At 67.1% G+C, this 21,416-nt stretch carries 22 protein-coding genes and 1 pseudogene; 17 read left to right on the top strand and 6 right to left on the bottom strand.

Annotated elements, in window-relative coordinates; all coding sequences use genetic code 11:
- Nucleotides 1-47: 47 nt before the first annotated feature.
- Nucleotides 48-860: an APH(6) family putative aminoglycoside O-phosphotransferase gene (locus N440_RS07700; protein ID WP_133934613.1), complete on the top strand. Its 813-nt coding sequence runs from the start codon at nucleotides 48-50 to the stop codon at nucleotides 858-860.
- Nucleotides 861-1,078: 218 nt separating this feature from the next.
- Here the strand turns inward: N440_RS07700 and clpS are convergent, their stop codons facing one another.
- Complete coding sequence (clpS, locus tag N440_RS07695) at nucleotides 1,079-1,405, bottom strand: ATP-dependent Clp protease adapter ClpS (protein ID WP_006444529.1); 327 nt, start codon at nucleotides 1,403-1,405, stop codon at nucleotides 1,079-1,081.
- A 112-nt stretch (nucleotides 1,406-1,517) separates the two neighbouring features.
- Between clpS and N440_RS07690 the strand changes: the two genes are divergently transcribed.
- From N440_RS07690 to N440_RS20580, 8 genes and pseudogenes are all read left to right on the top strand, one after another.
- On the top strand, nucleotides 1,518-1,991 hold the full coding sequence (locus tag N440_RS07690; RefSeq protein WP_133934612.1) for a hypothetical protein: 474 nt from the start codon (nucleotides 1,518-1,520) through the stop codon (nucleotides 1,989-1,991).
- A 1-nt stretch (nucleotide 1,992) separates the two neighbouring features.
- Complete coding sequence (locus tag N440_RS07685; RefSeq protein ID WP_133934611.1) at nucleotides 1,993-2,454, top strand: NUDIX hydrolase; 462 nt, start codon at nucleotides 1,993-1,995, stop codon at nucleotides 2,452-2,454.
- Complete coding sequence (gene mnmA, locus N440_RS07680) at nucleotides 2,451-3,593, top strand: tRNA 2-thiouridine(34) synthase MnmA (protein WP_133934610.1); 1,143 nt, start codon at nucleotides 2,451-2,453, stop codon at nucleotides 3,591-3,593. The genes N440_RS07685 and mnmA overlap by 4 nt, the downstream gene beginning before the upstream one ends.
- Nucleotides 3,590-4,204 (top strand): high frequency lysogenization protein HflD, encoded by a 615-nt coding sequence (gene hflD, locus N440_RS07675; protein WP_008267693.1) that lies wholly within the window; start codon nucleotides 3,590-3,592, stop codon nucleotides 4,202-4,204. The genes mnmA and hflD overlap by 4 nt, the downstream gene beginning before the upstream one ends.
- A 162-nt stretch (nucleotides 4,205-4,366) precedes the next feature.
- Nucleotides 4,367-5,557 (top strand): methyl-accepting chemotaxis protein, encoded by a 1,191-nt coding sequence (locus N440_RS07670; protein ID WP_008268676.1) that lies wholly within the window; start codon nucleotides 4,367-4,369, stop codon nucleotides 5,555-5,557.
- Between the two features lie 98 nt (nucleotides 5,558-5,655).
- Nucleotides 5,656-5,868, top strand: a complete 213-nt coding sequence (locus tag N440_RS07665; protein ID WP_133934609.1) for a hypothetical protein — start codon at nucleotides 5,656-5,658, stop codon at nucleotides 5,866-5,868.
- 137 nt (nucleotides 5,869-6,005) lie between these two features.
- Nucleotides 6,006-6,470 carry a hypothetical protein gene (locus tag N440_RS07660; RefSeq protein ID WP_133934608.1) on the top strand — a complete coding sequence of 155 codons (465 nt, stop codon included), beginning with the start codon at nucleotides 6,006-6,008 and terminating at the stop codon, nucleotides 6,468-6,470.
- A 109-nt stretch (nucleotides 6,471-6,579) separates the two neighbouring features.
- Nucleotides 6,580-6,875: pseudogene (locus tag N440_RS20580) on the top strand (hypothetical protein); the annotation flags it as partial.
- Nucleotides 6,876-6,986: 111 nt separating this feature from the next.
- Here the strand turns inward: N440_RS20580 and N440_RS07650 are convergent.
- Nucleotides 6,987-9,746, bottom strand: coding sequence for an EAL domain-containing protein (locus tag N440_RS07650; protein ID WP_133934607.1), 2,760 nt, complete (start codon nucleotides 9,744-9,746; stop codon nucleotides 6,987-6,989).
- 131 nt (nucleotides 9,747-9,877) lie between these two features.
- On the opposite strand from N440_RS07650, the gene N440_RS07645 reads away from it, so the two are divergent.
- Both N440_RS07645 and N440_RS07640 read left to right on the top strand, forming a co-directional pair.
- On the top strand, nucleotides 9,878-11,980 hold the full coding sequence (locus N440_RS07645; RefSeq protein ID WP_133934606.1) for a PAS domain-containing sensor histidine kinase: 2,103 nt from the start codon (nucleotides 9,878-9,880) through the stop codon (nucleotides 11,978-11,980).
- Nucleotides 11,981-11,984: 4 nt separating this feature from the next.
- Entirely contained in the window at nucleotides 11,985-13,757 is a 1,773-nt protein-coding gene (locus tag N440_RS07640; protein WP_133934605.1) for an EAL domain-containing protein, read from the top strand.
- 90 nt (nucleotides 13,758-13,847) lie between these two features.
- Here the strand turns inward: N440_RS07640 and N440_RS07635 are convergent, their stop codons facing one another.
- The 4 genes from N440_RS07635 to flgA form a co-directional block, all read right to left on the bottom strand.
- Nucleotides 13,848-15,068 carry an ATP-binding protein gene (locus N440_RS07635; protein WP_006444180.1) on the bottom strand — a complete coding sequence of 407 codons (1,221 nt, stop codon included), beginning with the start codon at nucleotides 15,066-15,068 and terminating at the stop codon, nucleotides 13,848-13,850.
- Nucleotides 15,069-15,157: 89 nt separating this feature from the next.
- A complete protein-coding gene (locus N440_RS07630) occupies nucleotides 15,158-15,496 on the bottom strand; it encodes a flagellar protein FlgN (RefSeq protein WP_133934604.1) in 339 nt (112 codons plus the stop codon).
- A complete protein-coding gene (gene flgM, locus N440_RS07625) occupies nucleotides 15,493-15,798 on the bottom strand; it encodes a flagellar biosynthesis anti-sigma factor FlgM (RefSeq protein WP_133934603.1) in 306 nt (101 codons plus the stop codon). Before flgM ends, N440_RS07630 begins: the two co-directional genes overlap by 4 nt.
- A 75-nt stretch (nucleotides 15,799-15,873) precedes the next feature.
- A complete protein-coding gene (flgA, locus tag N440_RS07620) occupies nucleotides 15,874-16,530 on the bottom strand; it encodes a flagellar basal body P-ring formation chaperone FlgA (RefSeq protein ID WP_133934602.1) in 657 nt (218 codons plus the stop codon).
- Nucleotides 16,531-16,740: 210 nt separating this feature from the next.
- On the opposite strand from flgA, the gene N440_RS07615 reads away from it, so the two are divergent.
- The 6 genes from N440_RS07615 to N440_RS07590 all read left to right on the top strand — a co-directional run bounded on the left by N440_RS07615 (nucleotide 16,741) and on the right by N440_RS07590 (nucleotide 21,376).
- Nucleotides 16,741-17,685 (top strand): chemotaxis protein, encoded by a 945-nt coding sequence (locus N440_RS07615; protein WP_133934601.1) that lies wholly within the window; start codon nucleotides 16,741-16,743, stop codon nucleotides 17,683-17,685.
- A gap of 139 nt (nucleotides 17,686-17,824) precedes the next feature.
- A complete protein-coding gene (gene flgB / locus N440_RS07610; protein WP_005409576.1) occupies nucleotides 17,825-18,220 on the top strand; it encodes a flagellar basal body rod protein FlgB in 396 nt (131 codons plus the stop codon).
- Between the two features lie 3 nt (nucleotides 18,221-18,223).
- The gene (flgC, locus tag N440_RS07605; protein WP_005416461.1) at nucleotides 18,224-18,631 is read left to right on the top strand and encodes a flagellar basal body rod protein FlgC; all 408 of its coding nucleotides are present in this window, start codon (nucleotides 18,224-18,226) and stop codon (nucleotides 18,629-18,631) included.
- Between the two features lie 23 nt (nucleotides 18,632-18,654).
- The gene (locus N440_RS07600; RefSeq protein ID WP_008265722.1) at nucleotides 18,655-19,338 is read left to right on the top strand and encodes a flagellar hook capping FlgD N-terminal domain-containing protein; all 684 of its coding nucleotides are present in this window, start codon (nucleotides 18,655-18,657) and stop codon (nucleotides 19,336-19,338) included.
- 32 nt (nucleotides 19,339-19,370) lie between these two features.
- Complete coding sequence (gene flgE, locus N440_RS07595) at nucleotides 19,371-20,594, top strand: flagellar hook protein FlgE (protein ID WP_053449682.1); 1,224 nt, start codon at nucleotides 19,371-19,373, stop codon at nucleotides 20,592-20,594.
- Between the two features lie 32 nt (nucleotides 20,595-20,626).
- Nucleotides 20,627-21,376 carry a flagellar basal body rod protein FlgF gene (locus N440_RS07590; RefSeq protein WP_008264506.1) on the top strand — a complete coding sequence of 250 codons (750 nt, stop codon included), beginning with the start codon at nucleotides 20,627-20,629 and terminating at the stop codon, nucleotides 21,374-21,376.
- Nucleotides 21,377-21,416 lie beyond the last annotated feature (40 nt).

Genomic DNA, 21,416 nt, shown 5'->3' with positions numbered 1-21,416 from the left:
AGTAGAGATTGCTTGATCTTCATTCACTCCAGGACAGCCCGCCCAGCATGAGCGAACCCTACCTGAGCCGCTGGCGATTGCGGCGTGATGGCGTGTCCATCAGGACGCCCCATGCCCAGCTCTGGCCGGTGCTGACCGCCGCCGGCGAGCCGGCGATGCTGAAGGTCGCCAGCGAAACCGAGGAGCAGAACAGCCATCGCCTGCTGCGCTGGTGGGACGGTGACGGCGCCGCCCGCCTGCTGGCCCACGAGGGGCCGGCGATCCTGATCGAGCGCGCCCGCGGCGACTCGCTGCGGCAACGCTCGATCGACGGCGACGATGACGCCTGCACCACGCTCCTGTGCCAGGTCCTGCAACGGTTGCACCGGCCACGGAGCGCGCCGCCAGCGGAACTGGTCTGCCTGCGTACATGGTTCGCCGACCTGCTGCAGCCAAGGGCTGTGTTGCCGCCACTGCTGGAACAGTGCAGATCACTGGCGGAGGGGCTGCTCCAGGACGAACGGGAGATCCGGCCCCTGCACGGCGACCTCCACCACGACAACGTGATGGATTTCGGCCCGCGCGGCTGGCTGGCGATCGACCCGAAGCGGGTGCTGGGCGACCGGGCCTTTGATTACACGACGCTGTTCAGCAACCCGGATCTGTGCGGCCCGGGCATCCATGTGGCCACGCGTCCGGAGCGGTTTGCCGCCCGGCTGGAACAGGTGAGCACGCTGGCCGGCCTGGAGCGCGGCCGCCTGCTGCGCTGGATCGCGGGCAGCATGGGGCTGTCGGCAGTGTGGTTCCGCGATGACGGCGACCCCGCGGACGTGGACGAGGCAGTGGCGCGGATGGCGCTGGAGGCACTGGCGGAGGGGTGATCCGCACCTGGCAGGTGCCCACCCTGGTGGGCACACCCCGTCCGGGATCGATACAGGCCTGTGCCCTGCCAGGTGCCCACCTTGGTGGGCACACACCCTCCGGGATCGATACAGGCCCGTGCCTTGGTAGGTGCCCACCTTGGTGGGCACACTGGGACCGGATGCGATACGCCCGGACGAAAGGCAGTCGAGCATGGCTCGACGCTACAAAACGCCGGTCAGGCCTTTTCCATAGTGCACAGCAACGGATGCTGGTTCATCCGCGAGTACTCGTTGACCTGGGCGACCTTGGTCTCGGCTACTTCGCGGGTGAACACCCCGCATACACCACGGCCACGCGTATGCACGTGCAGCATCACCTGCGTGGCCTTGTCCAGGTCCATGCTGAAGAACTGCTGCAGCACGTCCACCACGAAATCCATCGGGGTGTAGTCGTCGTTGAGCAGCATCACCTGGTAGAACGGCGGCGGCGCCACTTCCGGGCGCGCGGGCTCCACGGCAACGCCGTGCTCGTGATGGGAATCGGGGGAAGACTCATGGGGCATCCACCCATTATAGAGGTTGCGCCCGGCCTGCGTCGGCCTGCCGCAGATTGGACGGCACGGACGCCCACCGTCACAATTGCAGCTTCTTTCAAATCTGTTTCACAGGATCTTCATGAAAAGGACCCTTCTGCCTGCCCTGCTGATCGGCCTGGCCGCCGCCGGCCCTGCCGCCGCCGCGACCGAGGCCGACAAGGCCGTGGCCCGCCACCTGGACAAGCTGGGTTACACCTATGAGGTGGACGAGGACGGCGATTACCGCATGGTCTTCGACGTCGAGGGTGACCGCACGCAGATGGTCTATGTGCGTTCGTCGGTGGAAGATTTCGGTACCCACAACATCCGCGAGATCTGGTCGCCGGCCTACAGCGCCAAGACCAAGCAGTTCCCGGTGGCCGTGGCCAACCGCCTGCTGGAGGATTCGCAGGATGCCAAGATGGGCGGTTGGGTGAAGCAGGACACCACCGCCATGTTCGTGGTGAAGATCGACGCCGATGCCAGCGCCGACCAGCTCAGCGACGCCATCGATGCGGCCATCCGCACCGCCGACGCGATGGAGCTGGAACTGACCAAGAAGGACGAATTCTGAGGTGAACACCACGCCGGACCCGCGCTGGGCACCGCACGCCACCGTCGCCACCGTCGTTGTCGACGGCGGCCGCGTGCTGCTGGTCGAAGAGACCATCGAGGGCCGGCAGGTGCTGAACCAGCCCGCCGGCCACCTCGAGCCGGGCGAAAGCCTGGCCGAGGCAGCCCTGCGCGAGACCCGCGAGGAAACCGGCTGGACGGTACAGCTGACCCATTTCATCGGCTGCTACCAGTGGACCGCCGGCGACGGCACCGCCTTCCTGCGCTTCTGCTATGCGGCACGCCCGCTCTCGCATGACCCGGCGCAGCCGCTGGACACCGGCATCGACCGCGCGCTGTGGCTGGCCCCGGCCGAGCTGCAGTCCGCTGGCGAACGCCTGCGCAGCCCGCTGGTCTGGCAGGTGGTGGCTGATTTCCTGGGTGGCCAGCGCCATCCCCTTTCGCTGGTCAGGGAGGTCGCATGAGCACTCCGCGGGTGATGGTGGGCGTCTCCGGTGGCGTCGATTCCTCGGTCGCCGCCTGGCGCCTGGTACAACAGGGCGAAGCCGTAGCCGGCCTGTTCATGCAGAACTGGGCCGACGACGGCAGCGGCGACTGCCGCGCCGAGGATGACCGCCGCGATGCGGTGGCGGTCTGCGGCCTGCTCGGCATCCCGTTCCACTTCCGCGATTTCTCCAGCGAGTACTGGCAGGGCGTGTTCGAGCACTTCCTGGCCGAGTACGCCGCCGGCCGCACACCGAACCCGGACGTGCTGTGCAACCGCGAAGTGAAGTTCAAGCACTTCCTGGACGCGGCCCGCGAACTGGGCGCCGAGCGCATCGCCACCGGCCACTACGCGCGGGTGACCCAGCGCGGCGGCCAGTGGCTCTTGCTGCGTGGCGCCGACCGCTCCAAGGACCAGAGCTACTTCCTGCACCAGCTCGGCCAGCAGCAGCTGGCGGCCACGCTGTTCCCGATCGGCGATCTTGAAAAGAGCGACCTGCGCCGGATCGCGCGCGACGTCGGCCTGCCGACCCACGCCAAGAAGGACTCCACCGGCATCTGCTTCATCGGCGAGCGCGACTTCCGCGAGTTCCTTGGCCGTTACCTGCCGGCCAAGCCGGGCCAGATCCTCGACCCGGCCGACGGCAGCGTGATCGCCGAGCATCCGGGCGTGTTCTATTTCACCCTGGGCCAGCGCGAAGGCCTGAACATCGGCGGCGTGCGTGGCCGTCCGGCTGCACCGTGGTACGTGGTCGGCAAGGACGTGGCCAGCAACGTGCTGTATGTGGACCAGAACCGCGAAAGCCCCTGGATGCTGTCTGACCGCCTGCGCTCGGAGACCGCGCACTGGATTGCCGGTGCGCCGCCGGCGCGGCGCTTCGAATGCACCGCACAGACCCGCTACCGCCAGCCCGACGAGCCGTGTACGGTCGAGGTGCTGGACGATGGCAGCGTGCTGGTCAGCTTCGCCCGCCCGCAACGCGCCGTCACCCCCGGCCAGTCGCTGGTGCTGTATGACGGTGACGTGTGCCTGGGTGGCGCAGTGATCGCCGCCACCGATGCGCCGCTGGAACAGCGCCTGCGCACCACCCCTTCTCCTTTTGAGGTAATCGCTGCATGAGTTTCACCGTCGACGACCGCGTCCTGGCCTTGGCCGGCATTGCCCAGGCCCTGCAGCAGGTACGCCGCATCGCCGATACCGGCCATTCCGACGCCGCCGCCGTGCGCACCGCCGTGGACAGCGTGTTCCGCGTCGATGCGTCCTCGCCACAGGAGGTGTTCGGTGACCGCGACGCGCTGAAGGCGGGCCTGCGCCTGCTGCACAACTACTTCCGCAGCCAGGGCCAGGACCCGATCCTGCCCAAGCTGGCGCTGTCGGTGCTGCAGCTGGAGCGACGCTTCGTGCAGGACGGAGCGACCGTGAACAAGGTCGCCTCGGGCATCGAGCGCGCCCAGCGCCAGGCCACCGAACTGGGCGACAGCGGCCACCCGGACGTGCTGGCCAACCTGGGCGGCCTGTATGCCGACACCATCAGCCACCTGAAACCGCGGGTGATGGTGCAGGGCAACCCGCATTACCTGGGCCAGGCCGGCGTGGTTGCCGAGATCCGCGCCCTGCTGCTGGCCGCGGTGCGCTCGGCGGTGCTGTGGCGGCAGCTGGGCGGCAGCTACTGGGACTTCCTGTTCAGCCGCAAGGCGATGATCGAGGCCGTGGACCGTCAGCTGGCCTGATCTTCACCCACAATCGCCGGGCATCGCCCGGCGAGCGCGCCGCGCAACGACGCGCCAGGCGCCGGAAAACCGGCGCATTCAGAATGCACTTCAAGGCACATCGACGTTAAAGAGAAAGGGGGTACGGCCGATACATCCTCCGTGCACCTCCCGAGAACGTCCATGTACTCACGCATTTTCATCCGTCTGGCCGCCCCCCTGGCTCTGACCCTGCTGCTCCCCTTCGCCATCGGTTTCGAATGGCCGGCCGCCCTGCGCTGGGCGATCCTGACCACGATGACGCTGAGCTGGCTCGGCTTTGCGTGGTGGACCACCCGCGCCCAGGCGCACCGTTCCCCGGAACATGCCCGTGTGCTGCGTGAGCAGGACCAGCTGCTGACCGAACTGCGCAACTTCGTCGGCAACGAGATCGACGGTTCGCGCGGCGAAGTGGAACGTGCCCGTGACCTGATCCGCCAGGCCGTTTCCAGCCTGGGCGGCAGCTTCGATGCGATGAACCGCAAGTCGCGCCAGCAGAGCCAGGCCCTGTCGCGCATCGTTGACCGCGCCGGTGATGAAGGCAGCGCCGGCCTCGACGTTGCCCGATTTGCCCAGCACGCCAGCCATCGCATGGAGCAGCTGGTGGAAGCGCTGGAGCAGGTCAGCGGCCAGAGCAGCACCACCGTGCAGCACATCGACCAGATGGCGCAGCACCTGGATGGCATCTTCGCGCTGCTGGAAGACGTCAAGTCGATTGCCGACCAGACCAACCTGCTGGCCCTGAACGCTGCCATTGAAGCCGCGCGTGCCGGTGAAGCCGGTCGTGGCTTCGCCGTGGTGGCCGACGAAGTGCGCAACCTGTCCGAGCGCTCGACCACGTTCAACGAGCAGATCCGCAAGCTGGCGCACAGCTCCAAGGACGCCATCGCCAAGGTGCGCGAGACGGTCTCGCACATGGCCTCGCGCGATATGGACCGCTCCCGCGAAGCGCGCCAGGAAGCGGCGGCGATGCTCGACAACGTCGCACAGATCAATGCGTCGCTGGGCGACGGCATGCGCGAAGTCTCCGATTGCGCCCGTTCGATCGATGGCAGCGTGGCCGAGGCCGTGCGCGCCCTGCAGTTCGAAGACATCGCCACCCAGGCGCTGGGCGGCGTGCACACCCACCTGGACCGCCTGACCGCGATCAACCGCGAAGCGGTGGCCCTGCAGGAGCTGCTGCACCGCAATGGCGGCGTGTTCGACGAAGAGATCGCCACCGCCCTGCAGCGCACCGGCAGCCGCCTGCGCGAACTGCGCAGCGAATGGGAACGCCCGCCGCACAAGCCGGTTGCCCAGCAGAGCATGGGCGCCGGTACCGTCGAGCTGTTCTGATCCTGATGTCCGCTGCCGTCACCGGCAGCCCGCAAGGCCCCGGTTCGTCCGGGGCCTTTGCCTGTGACCCGCCGTTGGATGCATCCTGTACGCGCACCATGACCCTGATCCGTGCCCTGCCCTCCCTCACCGACACCGAGCGCCCGCGCAACGCGAGCGTGCGTGAGCAGCTGCAACAGCTGGAGGACGTCGCCCGCGAAGAGATCCGCGAACTGCAGCAGCTGGCCGATGCGCGCCCTGCGCCGTCCCGTGCGGACAACGAACTGCTGGGCCTGGCGTGGGACCTGGGCCTGGATGGGCATTCCCTGTAGATCCACGCCATGCGTGGATGGGCCACCACGACATCTGAACCCCCGAGCTTGCCTACCGCCTTTTAGGATTTGTTGCATGGCCTGGAAAGAGGGAACAGGACACACTGCCCACCCCCCCCTGTTTCTCCGGCATCCGCATGGCGTTCAATCTGGAAGAAGCCCGCGAGGCTTTTGAACACTTCCTTATGCTGATGGACGGCCAGATGGAATGGCTTTTGACGCAGGCTCGAATGCATGGCATTGAACTCGATAGCAGCCCCGAAAGCCTCGACAAGCTGGAACGCCTGTATGACCTAATGGCAGCCACGCTTTCTGAGGATGAGCGCGACTCTCTGAGGGTCGTGCTCGCCAGATATCTAGGGGAGACCGTCAGGCTTGTACACGGCGGGAGGTGGACCCTGCCACTTGATGACCGCATGGATATTCACTTCAACAGACCCGTGATCGTGGGGCACTCGACCTATCCCGCGGAAGAATTCAGCCCCATCCATGCGATACGCGCCTACTCGCTTCGTGGCCGCCCGGGGCTGATCAGAAGCATCGTTGCTTGCAGCGTCAATCCGCAGATCTTGAACCTAAGTGAGCTCGCCGAAGAAGATTGACCCTGTCGATCCCGAGAAGCACCTGACCTACTGCAAGGACGTAAACCCTCCGCGCGGCCAACCATCGCTGCCCATGGCATGATTGTCCGGTCCCGCTCATGGAAGACTGATGGCCATCGCCCTGATCGCAGTACTGTTGATCGAGACCGTTCTTCTGTTGGCTTGGGCGGCCGGCTATTTCAGTTGGGGCATCACCCTGTTCAACGAACGCATCGCGGCGTCACCGGCCATGCGGCCCAGCTCTCGCTGAGCAGCCTGGAACGCGACCTGCCGCAGGACAAATGGCTGCATTTGGCCTTCCATGCGCTGCCCGACGGCAGCATGGCATTCCGCGAGAGCTTTGCGCCGAGCTTCGGCCTGCGCTACTTGCCGGTGATGCGTGGACGCATCGTACTCAACGCGCGCAGTTGAAAGCGGAGTTCCCGAGGTAGATCCACGCCACGCGTGGATGATCTCAAGGTGCCGGCATCAGTGCCGACCAACGGTCGGCACCCACCAGAGCCGGTCCAGATGCTGTCAGCGCACCAACACCACTTCGCCGCTGGCGTCGGTGCGCATGGGTGACGGGTGCTGCTGGCGCAGCCACTGCGCCAGGTCACGCGGGCTGAGCGGGCGTGAGTACAGGTAGCCCTGGATCTCATCGCAGCCCTGGCGGCGCAGCATGTCTTCTTCCTGGTGCGTTTCCACGCCTTCGGCCACCACCTTCATGCCCAGCGCGTGGCCCAGATGCACGATGGCCTGGGTCACTTCGGCCGTGCCCGAGTCATGCAGCATCCCCTGCACGAAGCTGCGGTCGATCTTCAGGCGCCCCACCGGGAAACGGTTGAGGTAGTTCAGGTTGGAGAAGCCGGTGCCGAAGTCGTCCACCGCCAGCGGCACGCCGTGCCGTTCCAGCACGTCGAAGCAGTGACGCAGGATGTCGGTGTCACGGATCAGCGCCGACTCGGTCAGTTCCAGCTCAAGCCGTTGTGGCGGCCAGCCGTGCGCGTGGCAGATCTCGATCACACGCTCGGCGAAACCACGGTCACGCAGCTGGACCGCCGATACATTGACTGCGATGCGATCGAAACGCAGGCCAGCGTGGTCCCAGGCTGTCGCCTGCCGGCAGGCCTCGTTCAGCACCCAGTCGCCGATGCGCACGATCTCGCCGCACTTTTCGGCAATGGGAATGAACTCGGCCGGGCTGCAATAGCCGATGCCCGGACGATGCCAGCGCAGCAACGCCTCGATCGCCGGCGGCTCGCCCTGGTGCGCGTGCAGCAGCGGCTGATAGGCCAGGCTGAACTCTTCGCGTTCGATGGCGCCGTGCAGCGCATGCTCAAGCTCAAGCTTGCGCTGGATGCGGGCCAGTGCGTCCTGGCTGTAGTACTGGTAGGTGTTGCGCCCGGCTTCCTTGGCCGCGTACATCGCGGCGTCGGCCGCGCGCAGCAGCGAATCGAAGTCGGTCTGTGCATCACCCAGCATCGCAATGCCGACGCTGGCACCCACCTTCAACGTGGTCTCGCCCCGGCGCAGCGGCTCGGCCAGCGAGGCGATCAGCTTGCGTGCCACGTGGCCGGCGTCTTCCGGCTCGGCCAGGTCGCGCAGTACGACGATGAATTCATCGCCGCTGAAACGCCCGAACAGATCGTTGTTGCGCAGGTTCTGGTGCAGCCGGGTTGCGGCCGCCTTCAGCAGCGCATCGCCGGTGGCGTGGCCGAAGCTGTCGTTGATGGTCTTGAAGCCGTCCAGATCGATGAACAGCATGGCCAGCGAGGTGCCGCGGTCACGCGCTTCCTCGATGGCTTCGGCGGTCTGTTCGCCGAGCAGCACGCGGTTCGGCAGGCCGGTGAGCAGGTCGTAATGCGCCAGCAGCTCGATGCGCTCGTTGGCTTCGCGCTCGCGGGTGATGTCACGGAACAGCACCACGAAGCGCGGCGGCAGGCCGTCCCGCCGGTCCAGCTCGACCAGTACCTGCACCCATACCCGAAGGCCGGACTGCCGGTAGAAGCACAGGTCCAGCTGCTCGGGCAGCCCACCATTGGCGATCCGCACCAACGCCGCTTCGAAGGCGTTACGGGAATCTTCGGTATACAGCGCCAGTGCCTGGTCGAGGGTGATCGGCTCCTTGCGCAGGCCGTGGATGCGATAGCACTCCTCGGTCCACTGCATGTGCCGGGTCTGCACCTCGATCTCGCAGCCGCCGATGCGACCCAAAGCGGAAACGCGGTTCAGCAGTTCGGTGCGCCAACGGATCAGTGCATCGGTCTGGTGCTGTTCGGTGATGTTCTGGACCTGGCCGAGCAGTCGCTTGGGCTGCCCCTCCATGTCCATCAGCGGCTGCATCCACAGCCGCAGGTGCTGCGAGGGCTCGTTGCCGCGGGTCAGCTCCAGCTCCAGGTTTGCGGCGCGACCATCGCGCCACAACCGCCGCCAGGCCGCGCGCAGGGCGCCGCGCGAGCGGGGGTGCAACTGCTTGAGCCAGTGCCGCTGGCCGGGCACGGCGCCCTGCTCCAGCGCCAGCAGCGAGCGCAGTTCCGGCGACCACCAGAAATGACCGGTGGTCGGATCAAACGACCAGCTGCCCATGCTGGCGATGCGCTGCGCCTCGCTCAGGTGCAGCTGCTGTTCCTGCAGCAGCGATTCCAGCTGCTTCTGCTGCTCGATATCGGTATGCGTGCCGACCATGCGCAGCGGCTGGCCATCGGCCGTACGTGCAACCACGCGCCCCCGGTCCAGGACCCAGCGCCACTGGCCATCGGCCTGGCGGAAGCGGAACTGCGCGCTGTACTGCTCGCTCTGCCCGCGCAGATGCTGGTCCAGTGCCGCACGCACCTGGCCGATGTCCTCGCTGTGGACGCGTGACAGCATCTCGGTGGCGGTCTCATCGCCGAGCGCCGGGGTCCGCGCCACGCGGTCACTGGGAATATCCCAATCCCACAGGCTGTGGCCGGCACTGTCCAGCGCCAGCTCCCAGCGCCCGCCGCCATCGATCGGCGTTGGCTCGGGAACGCTCAGCGTGAACGCCAGCAGGTTGCCGGCGCCATCGTGCACGGCGCGCAGGTGACCGTCGTAGTGACCACGCGGGCCGCCGGGCAGCGTACAGGCCACGATGCCGCCATCGGCGGCCATCAGGCGCAGATCCTCCAGCATCGGCGCATAGGCGGCCACAGTGGCCGGCAGGCCATGCTCGCGCGCAGCCGGATTGGCCGCCAACGGGCGTCCCGTACGGTCGACGATGACCAGCGCCGACGCAAGCGGATGCTGCAGCAGGCTGGCGATGATCCCTTGGTCCACGCGATCTTGCTCCGGATGACACGCCCGTCAGCGGGGCACGCAGTGGTTAACGGCGCCTGCGGCGGATAATTGAGTGGTCAGGGCACACCCGCGCGGTAAGATGGCCGGCGCCCCTTTCATCCCTCCCATCCATGCCCGCAGACCCTACCGGCAAGGCCCCTGTTTCCGACCCGCGGATGGCGCAGGCGCTGAGCCGCGACCGGCGGCGGGTGGTGCTGAGCTACCTGGTGATGGCGCTGGCCTGGATGATCGCGACCGATGGCGCGGTGCAGGCACTGGTGCCCGACCCGCAGCAGGCCGCGCTGTGGCAGGGCCTGAAGGGTGCATTCTTCGCCCTGGCCAGCGCCGGGCTGCTGTACCTGCTGTTGCGCCCGCTGGCCGAGCACGTGCTGCAGACCCATGCCCGGCAGCAGGCGTCGGAACTGCGCCTGCGGCAGATGTTCGAGGGCAATCCCGGCCCGATCCTGGTCTACGACCTGGATACGCTGGCCATCCTCGATGCCAACCCCGCCGCCTGCGCGACCTTCGGCTGGGAACGCGACGCGCTGCTGGAGCAGACCATCGATGCTCTGTGGCCGCCGGGCCAGGATCAGGCCCTGCAGACCAAGCTGGAAGCGATCCGCGAGGCGCCGGAGGAATTGTGCATCCTGCGCACGCAGCTGCAGTTGCGTGACGGCAGCCTGCGGCAGATGGAACTGCGTTCCAATGCGATCAGCTACGACGGCCACAACGCCCGCCTGCTGATCGCCATCGACCGCACCGCCGAGGACCTGGCGCAGCTGCGCCGTGACCAGGCGCTGGCGCGGGTGGAAGAAGCGCACGAGCTGGCCCGCATCGGTGCATGGGAACTGGATCCCTCCACCGCCCTGGGCCGCTACTCCAACCAGGTCTATCGCCTGCTGGGCCGCCGCCCGCCCGAGGCGCGCCGTTGGCACCGCTTCGACGAACTGCTGGTCCCGGCCGATCCGGCCACCGCCACCCAGACCGAGCAGCTGCTGTCCGAGCTGTGCTCCGGCGACCCGGTGCAGGTGGACGTGCTGCTGCCACTGCTGTCGATGGACGGCCGTGCATTGATGGTGCACCTGCGCGCGGCCAGTGGCATTGATGAGTCCGGTCGCAGCCGCGTGCTGGGCACCCTGCAGGACGTGACCGAGCGCGAGCAATCGCGGCGCCTGCTGCGCGAGCGCGAGGAGCAGTTCCGCGAACTGGTGCGGGTGTTGCCCGATGGCGTGGTGATTCTCTCCGACGAGCACGTGCTGTACGCCAATGCGTGGGCCGCCAGCCTGTTCGGCTATGGCAGCCACACCCTGCTGGGCGAGCCGCTGTCAGCGCTGGTCGCTGCAGGTGACCTGGCGCGGGTGCGCAGCCAGCTGCGCGCCGGGCAGCCGCACCTGGGCCCCGGGCACAGCAGCGTGGTGGCGATGCAGCGCGCCGACGGCCGCAGCTTCCATGCCGGGCTGGCGGTGGGCGAAGTGCGCTATGGCGGCCGCGACTGCAAGCTGTTGATCGTGCGCGACCTCAGCGATTCCGAGCGCACCCGCAGCGCACTGGAAACCAGCAACCGCGAGCTGCAGGCGATGGCCGGCCGCCTGTTCTCGCTGCAGGAAGACGAGCGCCGCGCGATCTCGCGCGACCTGCACGACGACATCGGCCAGGCGATCACCGCGATCAAGCTGTCGGCCTATGCGGCGCAGGACGAGGATGACCCGCAGCGCCGCGCCGAGGACCTGGCGCAGATCGTCAGCCTGGCCGACACCACCGTGGCCAAGCTGCGCGATATCTCCACCCTGCTGCGCCCGCCGCAGCTGGACGCACTGGGGCTGGAGGCCGCGCTGAGCTGGCAGGCACGCGTGCTGTTCCGGTCCTCGCCGGTGGAACTGCTGGCCGAGATCGAGGCGCTGCCGCATCGCCCGGACAACAGCATCGAACAGGCCTGCTTCCGCATCGCGCAGGAGAGCCTGACCAACGTGCTGCGCCATGCGCGCGCCAGCCAGGTGCAGCTGCAGCTGCGTGACGTCGGGCAACGCGGGCTGCACCTGCAGATCCGCGATGATGGCGAAGGTTTCGACCCGGATGGACCGCGCGGGCTTGGCCTGATCGTGATGCGCGAGCGCGCGCAGAGTGTCGGTGGCCATGTACGGATCGAGTCCGCGCATGGCGAAGGCACCCTCGTCGACGTCCACCTCCCCTACCAGGCGGCCGGCATGGCCACCGTCGAGTCACCGGAATACTGAGCCTATGTGGAATCCCAACCTGCCCCCGGTCAGCATCGACGATGCACCCGACCGCCTTGGCGCCGGCAATCCCGAGCTGCTGGCGATGGTCGCCGACGCGGCTTCGGGCGGTACTGCGCTGATGCTGATGCATGTGGACATCGACCACTTCGCCTCGGTGAACGAGAACATGAGCGCGGAAGTGGGCGACCAGGCCCTGGTGCTGGTGGCGCAGCGCCTGCAGTCCTACCTGCGCGGGCGTGGCAAGTTGTGGCGCCACGGCAGCGACGAATTCCTGATCGCGGTACCGCGCACCGCCGACGTGCCGCTGCCGGAAGACTTCGCCGAGGAGATCCGGCAGCAGATGGAGCTGCCGCTGTCGGTGCTGCCGTACACGCTGTTCATGACCGGCAAGCTGGGCGTCAGCCTGTGCCCGGAACATGCCAGCAGCACCTCGCGCCTGCTTGACCACGCCGAAGACGCGCTGTACCAGGCCGCGCGCGAAGGCGGCAACGCGGTGCGCATCCACGCGGTGGATACTCCGCCCAGCGCGCACAGCGAGAGCATCATCGCGCGGCAGATCGTCGATGCGATTCCCAACGGCGAGCTGAAGCTGCGCTACCAGCCGCTGGTCAGCGCCCGCGACGGCCACGTGGTGGGCATGGAGGCACTTCTGCGCTGGCAGTCGCCAACGCTGGGCATGCTGGTACCCGAGCGCTTCATGCGTACCGCCGAGCGGCTGGGGATCATCGTGCAGATCGGCACGTGGGTGCTGGAAGGCGCGTTGAAGCAAGCACGCATGTGGCGCGACCAGGGCTTCGATGACTTCACCATCGCGGTGAACGTCTCCACCCTGCAGCTGCTGCGGCCGAATTTCTTCGCCGAGGTGATGTCGCTGATGCAGGCCGCCGGTGTTCCGGCACACATGCTGACGCTGGAGATCAACGAAAGCGCGCTGACCAACAACGTCAATTTCGTGCACGAGACGCTGGCCAACCTGCGCAATGAAGGCATCAGCCTGAGCCTGGACAACTTCGGTACCGGTGATTCCAGCCTGAGCGCGCTGGTGCGCTACCCGGTGGACAAGCTGAAGATCGACCGCAGCTTCATCAAGAGCGCGCCGGCCGGCAACCGCGAGGCGGCCATTGCCCGCGCGATCATCGCCATGGGCCACCAGCTGGGCATGACCGTGATCGCCAATGGCGTCGAGTCGCAGGCGCAGCTGGGCTTCCTGCGCCGCAACGACTGCGACGTGTTCCAGGGCTACCTGTTCGGCGAACCGATGTCGGCCGATGCCGCCGGCATGACCCTGCGCCGCCGCTACCTGCGCCCGGAAGCGTTCGCCGAGACCCGCCCCGACCGCACCCTGTTGCTGCTGGACGACGAAGAGAACGTGCTGCGCTCACTGGTACGCCTGTTCCGCCGCGATGGCTACCGCATCCTGGCCGCCGGCAACGTGCGCGATGCGTTCGACCTGCTGGCGATCAACGACGTGCAGGTAATCCTGTCCGACCAGCGCATGAGCGACATGAGCGGTACCGAATTCCTCGGCCGAGTGAAAATGCTGTATCCGGATACGATCCGGCTGGTGTTGTCCGGCTACACCGATCTGAACACGGTGACCGACGCGATCAACCGTGGCGCGATCTATCGCTTCCTGACCAAGCCGTGGAACGACGACGAGTTGCGCAAGCACATCCACCAGGCGTTCCGCACCTACGAGGAACAGCGCCGCAGCAACGCCGGGCCGGCGCCGGTTGAAACCGGCGAAGGTGGCGAGGATCGCCCGCAGCGGTAACCGGCGTTGTAGAGTCGGCCGCTGGCCGGCTACCTCGCGGTACCTGCTTGCATGGGGTTGCCGGCCAGCGGCCGGCACTACCCTAAGCCGTCAGCGCGGCTGCTTCACGGGCAGCACCACGCGGAAGCGCGAGCCGACGCCCGGGGTGCTGTCCAGGTCGATGCGGCCGTGGTGCTTGTTGATGATGCTGTATGAGATCGACAGGCCCAGCCCGGTACCGCTGCCCACCGGCTTGGTGGTGAAGAACGGATCGAAGATGCGCTGGCGCAGTTCCGGCGAGATGCCGCCGCCGGTGTCTTCGAACTCCACCCACACGTGATCGCCATCAACGCCGGTGCGCACGGTGATGGTGCCGCGCTCGGCGATGGCGTGGCCGGCGTTGAGCAGCAGGTTCATGTAGACCTGGTTCAGTTCCGACGGCAGGCACTCCACCAGCGGCAGCTGGCCGAACTCGCGCACCAGGGTGACCTTGTACTTGAGCTCGTTCCAGATGATGTTGATGGTCGATTCCAGGCCCGCATGCAGGTCGACCAGCTTCCACGACTCATCGCGACCGGAATACGAGAAGTCCTTCAGGTCGCGCACGATGCGGGTGACCCGCTCGATGCCCTCGCGCGACTCGGCCATCAGCTGCGGCAGGTCGCGGCTGATGAAGTCGATGTCGAGGCGGTCACGGATATCGTCGATCTCCGGAATCAACGCCTTCGGGTCCGGCGCACGCAGGGCGCGCTCGTAGGCCTCGATCACGGTGAACAGGCTGCGCAGGTATTCCTGCAGGCTGCCCAGGTTGGAGTGCACGTAACCGATCGGGTTGTTGATCTCGTGCGCCACACCCGCGGCGAGCTGGCCGATCGAGGCCATCTTTTCCGATTGCAGCAGCTTTTCCTGGGTGCCGTTGAGGCGCAGGTAGGCCTGGCGCAGTTCGGCGTGGCGCTGCTGCAGCTCGCGTTCGTAGTCTTCCTGCCCTTCGATGTGGCGGAACAACGCCAGGAAGTGCCCTTCACCGACCGGGCCGTGGTGGTACAGGTGGGCGATGACCACGCCCTCGCCCAACGGCAGGCTGCCGTTCCAGTGACCATGCTGGCGCGCCTGCTCCAGCGCATCCGGCGGCAACAGTTCACGCAGGCGCTGCGGCGGCGGCAATGCGCCGTCTTCGCCGTTGGCCAGCAGGTTCTGCGCGGCCGGATTGGCCAGGGCCACCTGCCCGTCTTCGGTGAACAGCAGCAGGCCTTCGCGCAGGCGCTCAAGCAGCGCCTGCAGCACCGGCTGCGGCGGAAGGGGGGCGGTAACCAGGGCGTTGGCAGCGGACACGGCAACTCGGGGCGTTCGAACAGGCGCCCAATATACGCGGTCACGCGGCGGGCTTCAGCCCGCGGGGAGGGGGTGCGATCGCCGTCGCGTCAGGCGACGGCGAGGCGGCGACGGGCGGTGACCGTGTGCGACTGGCCCTTGGCGTCGTAGGCCGAGGCGTCTTCGGTACGGCCCAGCTGGCGCAGCGCCCAGTTGACCTCACGGCGGCGGCGCGACAGCAGTACGCCGTTGGCCCGGTTGCGTTCGGCCAGTTCCTGCAGCTGTTCGCCCTCGCCGACCGGCGGTGCGCCTTCCAGCGCACGCAGCGCTTCCAGCTTGGCGCCGGTGGCACGGATCAGGGCGTGCACGTCGTGCTCGACCAGGGCCTGGCGCTCAACGTCCAGAGCCTGGGCGAGACGCTGCAGCGGCTCGCTCATCGCTGCGGTCATCCCTGCAGCTGCTGGTCCAGATCGAGCATGCGCGAAGCGATCGCGTCCGGATTGATCTTGTAGGTGCCGTTCTGCAGCGACTCGCGCACGGCGGCCACGCGCTGGGCGTCGATCGCCGGGGCGGTGGTCAGCTCACGCTCGATGGCCTGCAGGTTGGTGGCCTCGCCGGTCAGGCGCAGGCTGTCGGCGGCCTCGACCGGGCGCGCCGGCGAATCGCCGCTGACGCCGGGCTTGCTGGCCGGGGTCGTCACGCTGCGCAGTGCCTGGGGGACCTGCAGGTTGCCGTCGATTTTCTGGCTCATGGGGTGTCCTGGAGTTGCCGTTCACAAGGGATAACGGCCGCTGGGCCGTGATCTTTAGGGATATTCTGCGGTAATTCAACGCGCCACGATTACGTCACCTGCGGCATCGACCGTGCCCTGCACGATCCTCCGCGAGGACAGGTTCTCCACCGAGACCCGTTCATTCTCGCCCGCGTCACCCATCGCACGGCCGGCAATGCGCACCTCGACCGAGCCGCGACGCGACACCAGGGCCACATTGTCTCCTCGCTTGATGAGACGCTGGACCACCAGGTCGTTGTTCGACAGCAGGGCCCCGGCCTGCAACGGACGGCGGGCGATGCGGCCGATCGCCGCGCTGGGATCGGCCAGCACCGCACCGGCAATCCGGGCAGCATCACGCTGGGCAGTGGTGATATCGGCGGCGGTGAGGGTTTCTCCAGTGCCGATTCCACGATTGAGTACCAGCACGGTCTGGTTACGCCGCACTTTCACCGGCACGAACAGGCGCCAACCGCCTGCATCGGGACAGCTGACCTCCACCGTGGTGTTGGCAGTGGGCTGCACCTGCAACGCACCGCCACACTTCGGCAGGCGCAGCGCATCGGCCACCTGGGCCTCGCCCTCGCTGCCGGCCGGCAGCGTCGTCAACGCCGCAGCGCGGATGCTGGCCACGGGCTGCCAGTCAGCGGCGCCTGCCCAGGGCGAGACCAGCGCCAGGGCGATGGCATGGAGAAATGTGACCCGGCGCATGGCGCCTCCTGTCGAGGGGATCTGGCCCAACCGCGTGCAAGGGATGTGCCAGATCGACGGGGCCGCCTTCTGTAGAGTCGAGCCATGCTCGACTGCTCTTCTCCGAACAGCCAGTCGAGCATGGCTCGACGCTACAAGAGAGTCGGCCGAGCATGGCTCGACGCTACGAAAGCGCTCAAGTTCGGTGCCGACCGCGCCGATACAGCAGCCATGCCCCATGACCTGCTCAACCGGATCGACCAGCGGACCCGACTGGCCGGCCACAACCGCCTGGCGCTGCTGCTGTTCCGTCTCGGCGGACGTCAGCTTTTTGGCGTCAATGTCTTCAAGGTGCAGGAAGTCCTGCGCCGCCCGGAGCTGTTCCAGGTGCCCGGTCTGCCCAGCCAGTTCTCCGGCGTGGCCGACGTGCGGGGCCGCTCGGTGCCGGTGCTGGACCTGGGCCTGGCAATCGGCCACCCCGAGCGTGAGCCCGATGCGGACACCTCGCCCGGCTACCTGGTCGTCACTGAATTCAACCGCTCGATCCAGGGCTTCCTGGTCAGTGGCGTGGAGCGCATCGTCAACATCGCGGTGGAAGACATCCACCCCCCGCCGGAGCTGGGCGCCGAATCGAGCTACCTGACTGCCGTGACCCGCTTCCAGGGCGAGCTGATCCAGGTGATCGACGTCGAAAGCGTGCTGGCCGACATTGCCCAGGTCCGCGGTGAAGCCGTGCTCGACCCGGCGATGGCGATGCCCGCCGATGGCCCGCAGCTGCAGGTGCTGGTGGTGGACGACTCGCGCGTGGCCCGCCAGCAGATCCGCAGCGTGCTTGACCAGCTGGGCGTGGGGGCGACCCTGCTGTCCGACGGCAAGCAGGCGCTGGACCACCTGCTGCAGATCCACGCCTCGGGCGAGAACCCGGCCGAACGCTACGCGATGGTGATCTCGGACATCGAGATGCCGGCCATGGATGGCTACACGCTGACGACGGAAATCCGGCGGCACCCGGGCCTGGCCGGCCTGTACGTGCTGCTGCACACCTCGCTGTCGGGCGTATTCAACAATGCGATGGTCGAGCGCGTGGGCGCCAATGCCTTCGTCGCCAAGTACTCGCCGCACGAGCTGGCCGATTTCGTGCTGGACCGCCTGCGCAAGGTCGCGCTGGCGGCCTGACGGTCTGCTGATCCGGTAGTGCCGGCCGCTGGCCGGCAACCGCAGAGACACCAGGGAGCCGGCCAGCGGCCGGCACCACCCTCCCCTGTTTGGCACACCGCTTGCAGCTTCCCGGGCAACGTTCCCGTGGGAGTGCACCGTGCGCAACCTGATTACCGACTACCTGGGCGTCCATGCCCAGGCCATGCCGTTGCGCGAACAGCGGATGAAGCTGATCGCCAGCAACCTCGGCAATGCCGACACCCCCGGCTACAAGGCCCAGGACCTGGACTTCGACGCCGCCCTGCGCCACGCCCAGGGGCAGGATGCCAATGGCCTGATGGCCACCACCCACGAGCAGCACTACGAGATCAGTAGTGGCCTGAACCCGTTCCAGATCGCGCGCGAAGGCGTGCAGCCCAGCCTGGACGGCAACACCGTCGATCCCGATGCCGAGCGTGCCGCCTATGGCCGTGCCGCGCTCGAGTACCGCGCCTCGCTCAGCTTCGTCGAGAGCAAGGTGCGTTCCATGCTGACCGCGATCACGGGGCAATAAGCCATGAGCAACCTGCCGATCTTCGACATCGCCGGCTCCGCGCTGCAGGCGCAGTCGGTGCGCATGAGCACCATCGCCTCCAACCTCTCCAACGCCGACACCGTCGCCGGTTCCGCCGACGCCGTGTACAAGCCGCTGGAGCCGATCTTCCAGGCCGTCACCAGCAAGAACGATCCGAACATCACGTCGGTGAAGGTGAAGGAGATCACCCAGAGCGAGGCCGCGCCGATCAAGCGCTACGAGCCGGGCCATCCGCTGGCCGACGCCGACGGCTACATCTACCAGCCCGATGTCGATCCGGTGGCGCAGATGGTCAACCTGATCTCGACCTCGCGCAATTACCAGGCCGGCGTGGAGATGTTGACCACGGCCAAGGAACTGGCGCTGGCCACCCTGACCATGGGCCGCTGAGGCCCGCAGTACCGGATACCGCCATGACCACCTCCGTCAACAACCAGACCAACCAGGACGTCTACGCCGCGCTCGGCCTGAACGCTCCGAACAGCAACGCCACGAAAAAGAAGAACACGCTCGACCAGGCCGACTTCCTGCGGCTGATGACCGAACAGCTGCAGCACCAGGACCCGCTGAAGCCGATGGACAACACGCAGATGGTCGCGCAGATGGCGCAGATGTCGACCGTGCAGGGCATCACCGATCTGAACAAGACGGTGAAGGGCTTCCAGGAATCGATGGCCAGCGACCAGGTGCTGCGTGGGGCGGCGCTGGTCGGCCACCAGGTGCTGGTGCCGTCGGAAAAGCTGATGCTGGAGAAGGAAGGCAGTGTTGAAGGCACGGTCGCCGCACCCTCGGCCGGCATCATCACCGTGGACATCACCGATGCCAACGGCACCAAGGTCACCTCGCTGAGCGTGGAAGCCAAGGCCGCCGGCGAAACCGCCTTCCAGTGGGACGGCAAGGACGCCAACGGCAAGCGCATGGAACCCGGCAAGTACAGCGTGGTGGCCAACCATGTCGACACCGCCGGCAAGAGCACCAAGCTGTCCACCTACGTGCAGGCCCCGGTGGAAAGCGTGACCGTCGGTTCCGACGGCCTGTACCTGAATCTCAAGGGCCTGGGCACGGCCCCGATCGACTACGTGCTCCGCGTCAGCTGAGCCGCACATCCCGCACTTACCAGGAGCATCCCATGGGCTTCAATGTCTCGCTGTCCGGCATCAATGCCGCCAACTCCGACCTGAGCGTCACTGCCAACAACGTCGCCAACGTCAACACCACCGGCTTCAAGGAGTCACGCGCCGAGTTCGCCGACCTGTTCTCGGCCACCGGCTACGGCCTGTCGAAGAACGCCGTGGGTTCGGGCGTGCGCGTCTCCAACGTTGCCCAGCAGTTCAAGCAGGGCCACAACGAACAGACCGGCCGCAGCCTGGACATGGCCATTTCCGGTGAGGGCTTCTTCACCATGAACATGAACGGCACCCGCGTGTATTCGCGTGCCGGCAACTTCCAGACCGATGCCTCCGGCTTCGTGGTCAATCCGCAGGGCGCACGCCTGCAGGTGTTCGCACCGAATGCCGATGGCACCAACTTTGATTCCGGCCGCATCGTCGACCTGCAGCTGCTGACCACCGACAGCGCGCCGAAGCAGACCAGCGAAGTGAAGGTCGGCTTCACCCTGCCGGCCAACGCCAAGCCGCCGACCGTCACCACCTTCGACCCGACCGACTCCAACACCTACAACCACTCCAGCGGCGGCATCACCGTGTACGACTCGCTGGGCGTGAGCCACATCCAGGTCTCGTACTTCGTCAAGGGCGCCAACCCCAATGAGTGGACCGTGCGCAACTACGTGGACGGCCAGCCGGCCGGCACGCCGACCCCGGTCACCTTCGACAACAGCGGCAAGCTGACCGCACCGACGGACGGCAAGGTCAGCCTCGGCACCTTCACCCCCAACACCGGCGCTGGCCAGTTGAACATGACGCTGGATATCACCGGCTCGACCCAGTACGGCGAGAAGTTCGCCCTGCGCAACACCCAGCAGGACGGCTATGCCGCCGGCAAGCTCAACGAGATCACCGTGTCGGAGACCGGCGTGGTCTACGCCCGCTACTCCAACGGTGCCGACAAGCCCCTGGGCCAGGTCGCGCTGACCACCTTCAACAACCCGCAGGGCCTGGAGTCGAAGGGCAACAACCTGTGGGTGGATACCTTCAGCTCGGGCACGCCGCGTACCGGCATGCCGGACACCTCCAACCTCGGCAAGATCCAGGCCGGCTCGCTGGAAGCGTCCACCGTCGACCTCACCGAGCAGCTGGTCAACATGATCACCGCGCAGCGCAACTTCCAGGCCAACGCGCAGATGATCACCACCCAGGACCAGATCACCCAGACCGTCATCAACATCCGTTGATGAGCTGCTGACCCTGCTACGGAACTCCCCGCATGGATAAAGCCCTTTACGTGGCGATGACCGGTGCCCGCGCCTCCCTGCAGGCGCAGGGTACGCTCAGCCACAACCTCGCCAACTCGGACACCCCCGGCTTCAAGGAAGCGCTGGCCAACACCGAAGCCTTCCCGATCCGCGGCCCGGGCTTTGCCTCGCGGGTGGATGCGCTGCACGTCGACGCCGGCTTCAACCGCCGGCCCGGCGCGCAGCACATCACCGGCAAGCCGCTGGACCTTGCACTGCAGACCGGCACCTGGCTGGCCGTGCAGTCCACCGATGGCAGCGAAGCCTATACACGCGGCGCTGCACTGTCGGTCACGCCGAACGGCCAGCTGGTGACCTCCAGCGGCCGCCCGGTGCTGGATGACAACAACAACCCGATCGCCATTCCGCCCTACCAGGCGATGGAGATCGGCGCCGACGGCACGATCTCGATCATCCCGCAGGGCGAAGGCCCGCAGACCATGGCCCAGGTCGGCCGGATCAAGGTGGTGCAGGCCCCGGACGAGCGCCTCGAGCGCGGCCTCGATGGCCTGTTCCGCAACACCGACCCACAACAGCCGTTCGCACCCGCACAGGGTACCGCCGTGCACAGCGGCCAGCTGGAGGGCAGCAACGTCGATGCCGCCGGTGCACTGGTGCAGATGATCCAGCTGCAGCGCCAGTACGAAATGCAGGTGCAGGTGATCAAGCACGGCGATGACAACGCGCGCAGCGCCAACAGCCTGCTGCGCCTGGGCAGCTGACGGAATTCCGGCGCCGCCCGAGCGCGGCGCTGGCACACCG

Source organism: Stenotrophomonas sp. CC22-02, assembly GCF_004365115.1.
In the GTDB taxonomy this organism is placed as follows: Bacteria; Pseudomonadota; Gammaproteobacteria; order Xanthomonadales; family Xanthomonadaceae; genus Stenotrophomonas; species Stenotrophomonas forensis.
Note: the sequence above shows the minus strand (reverse complement) of the source record. Positions and strands in the feature narration are given on the sequence as shown.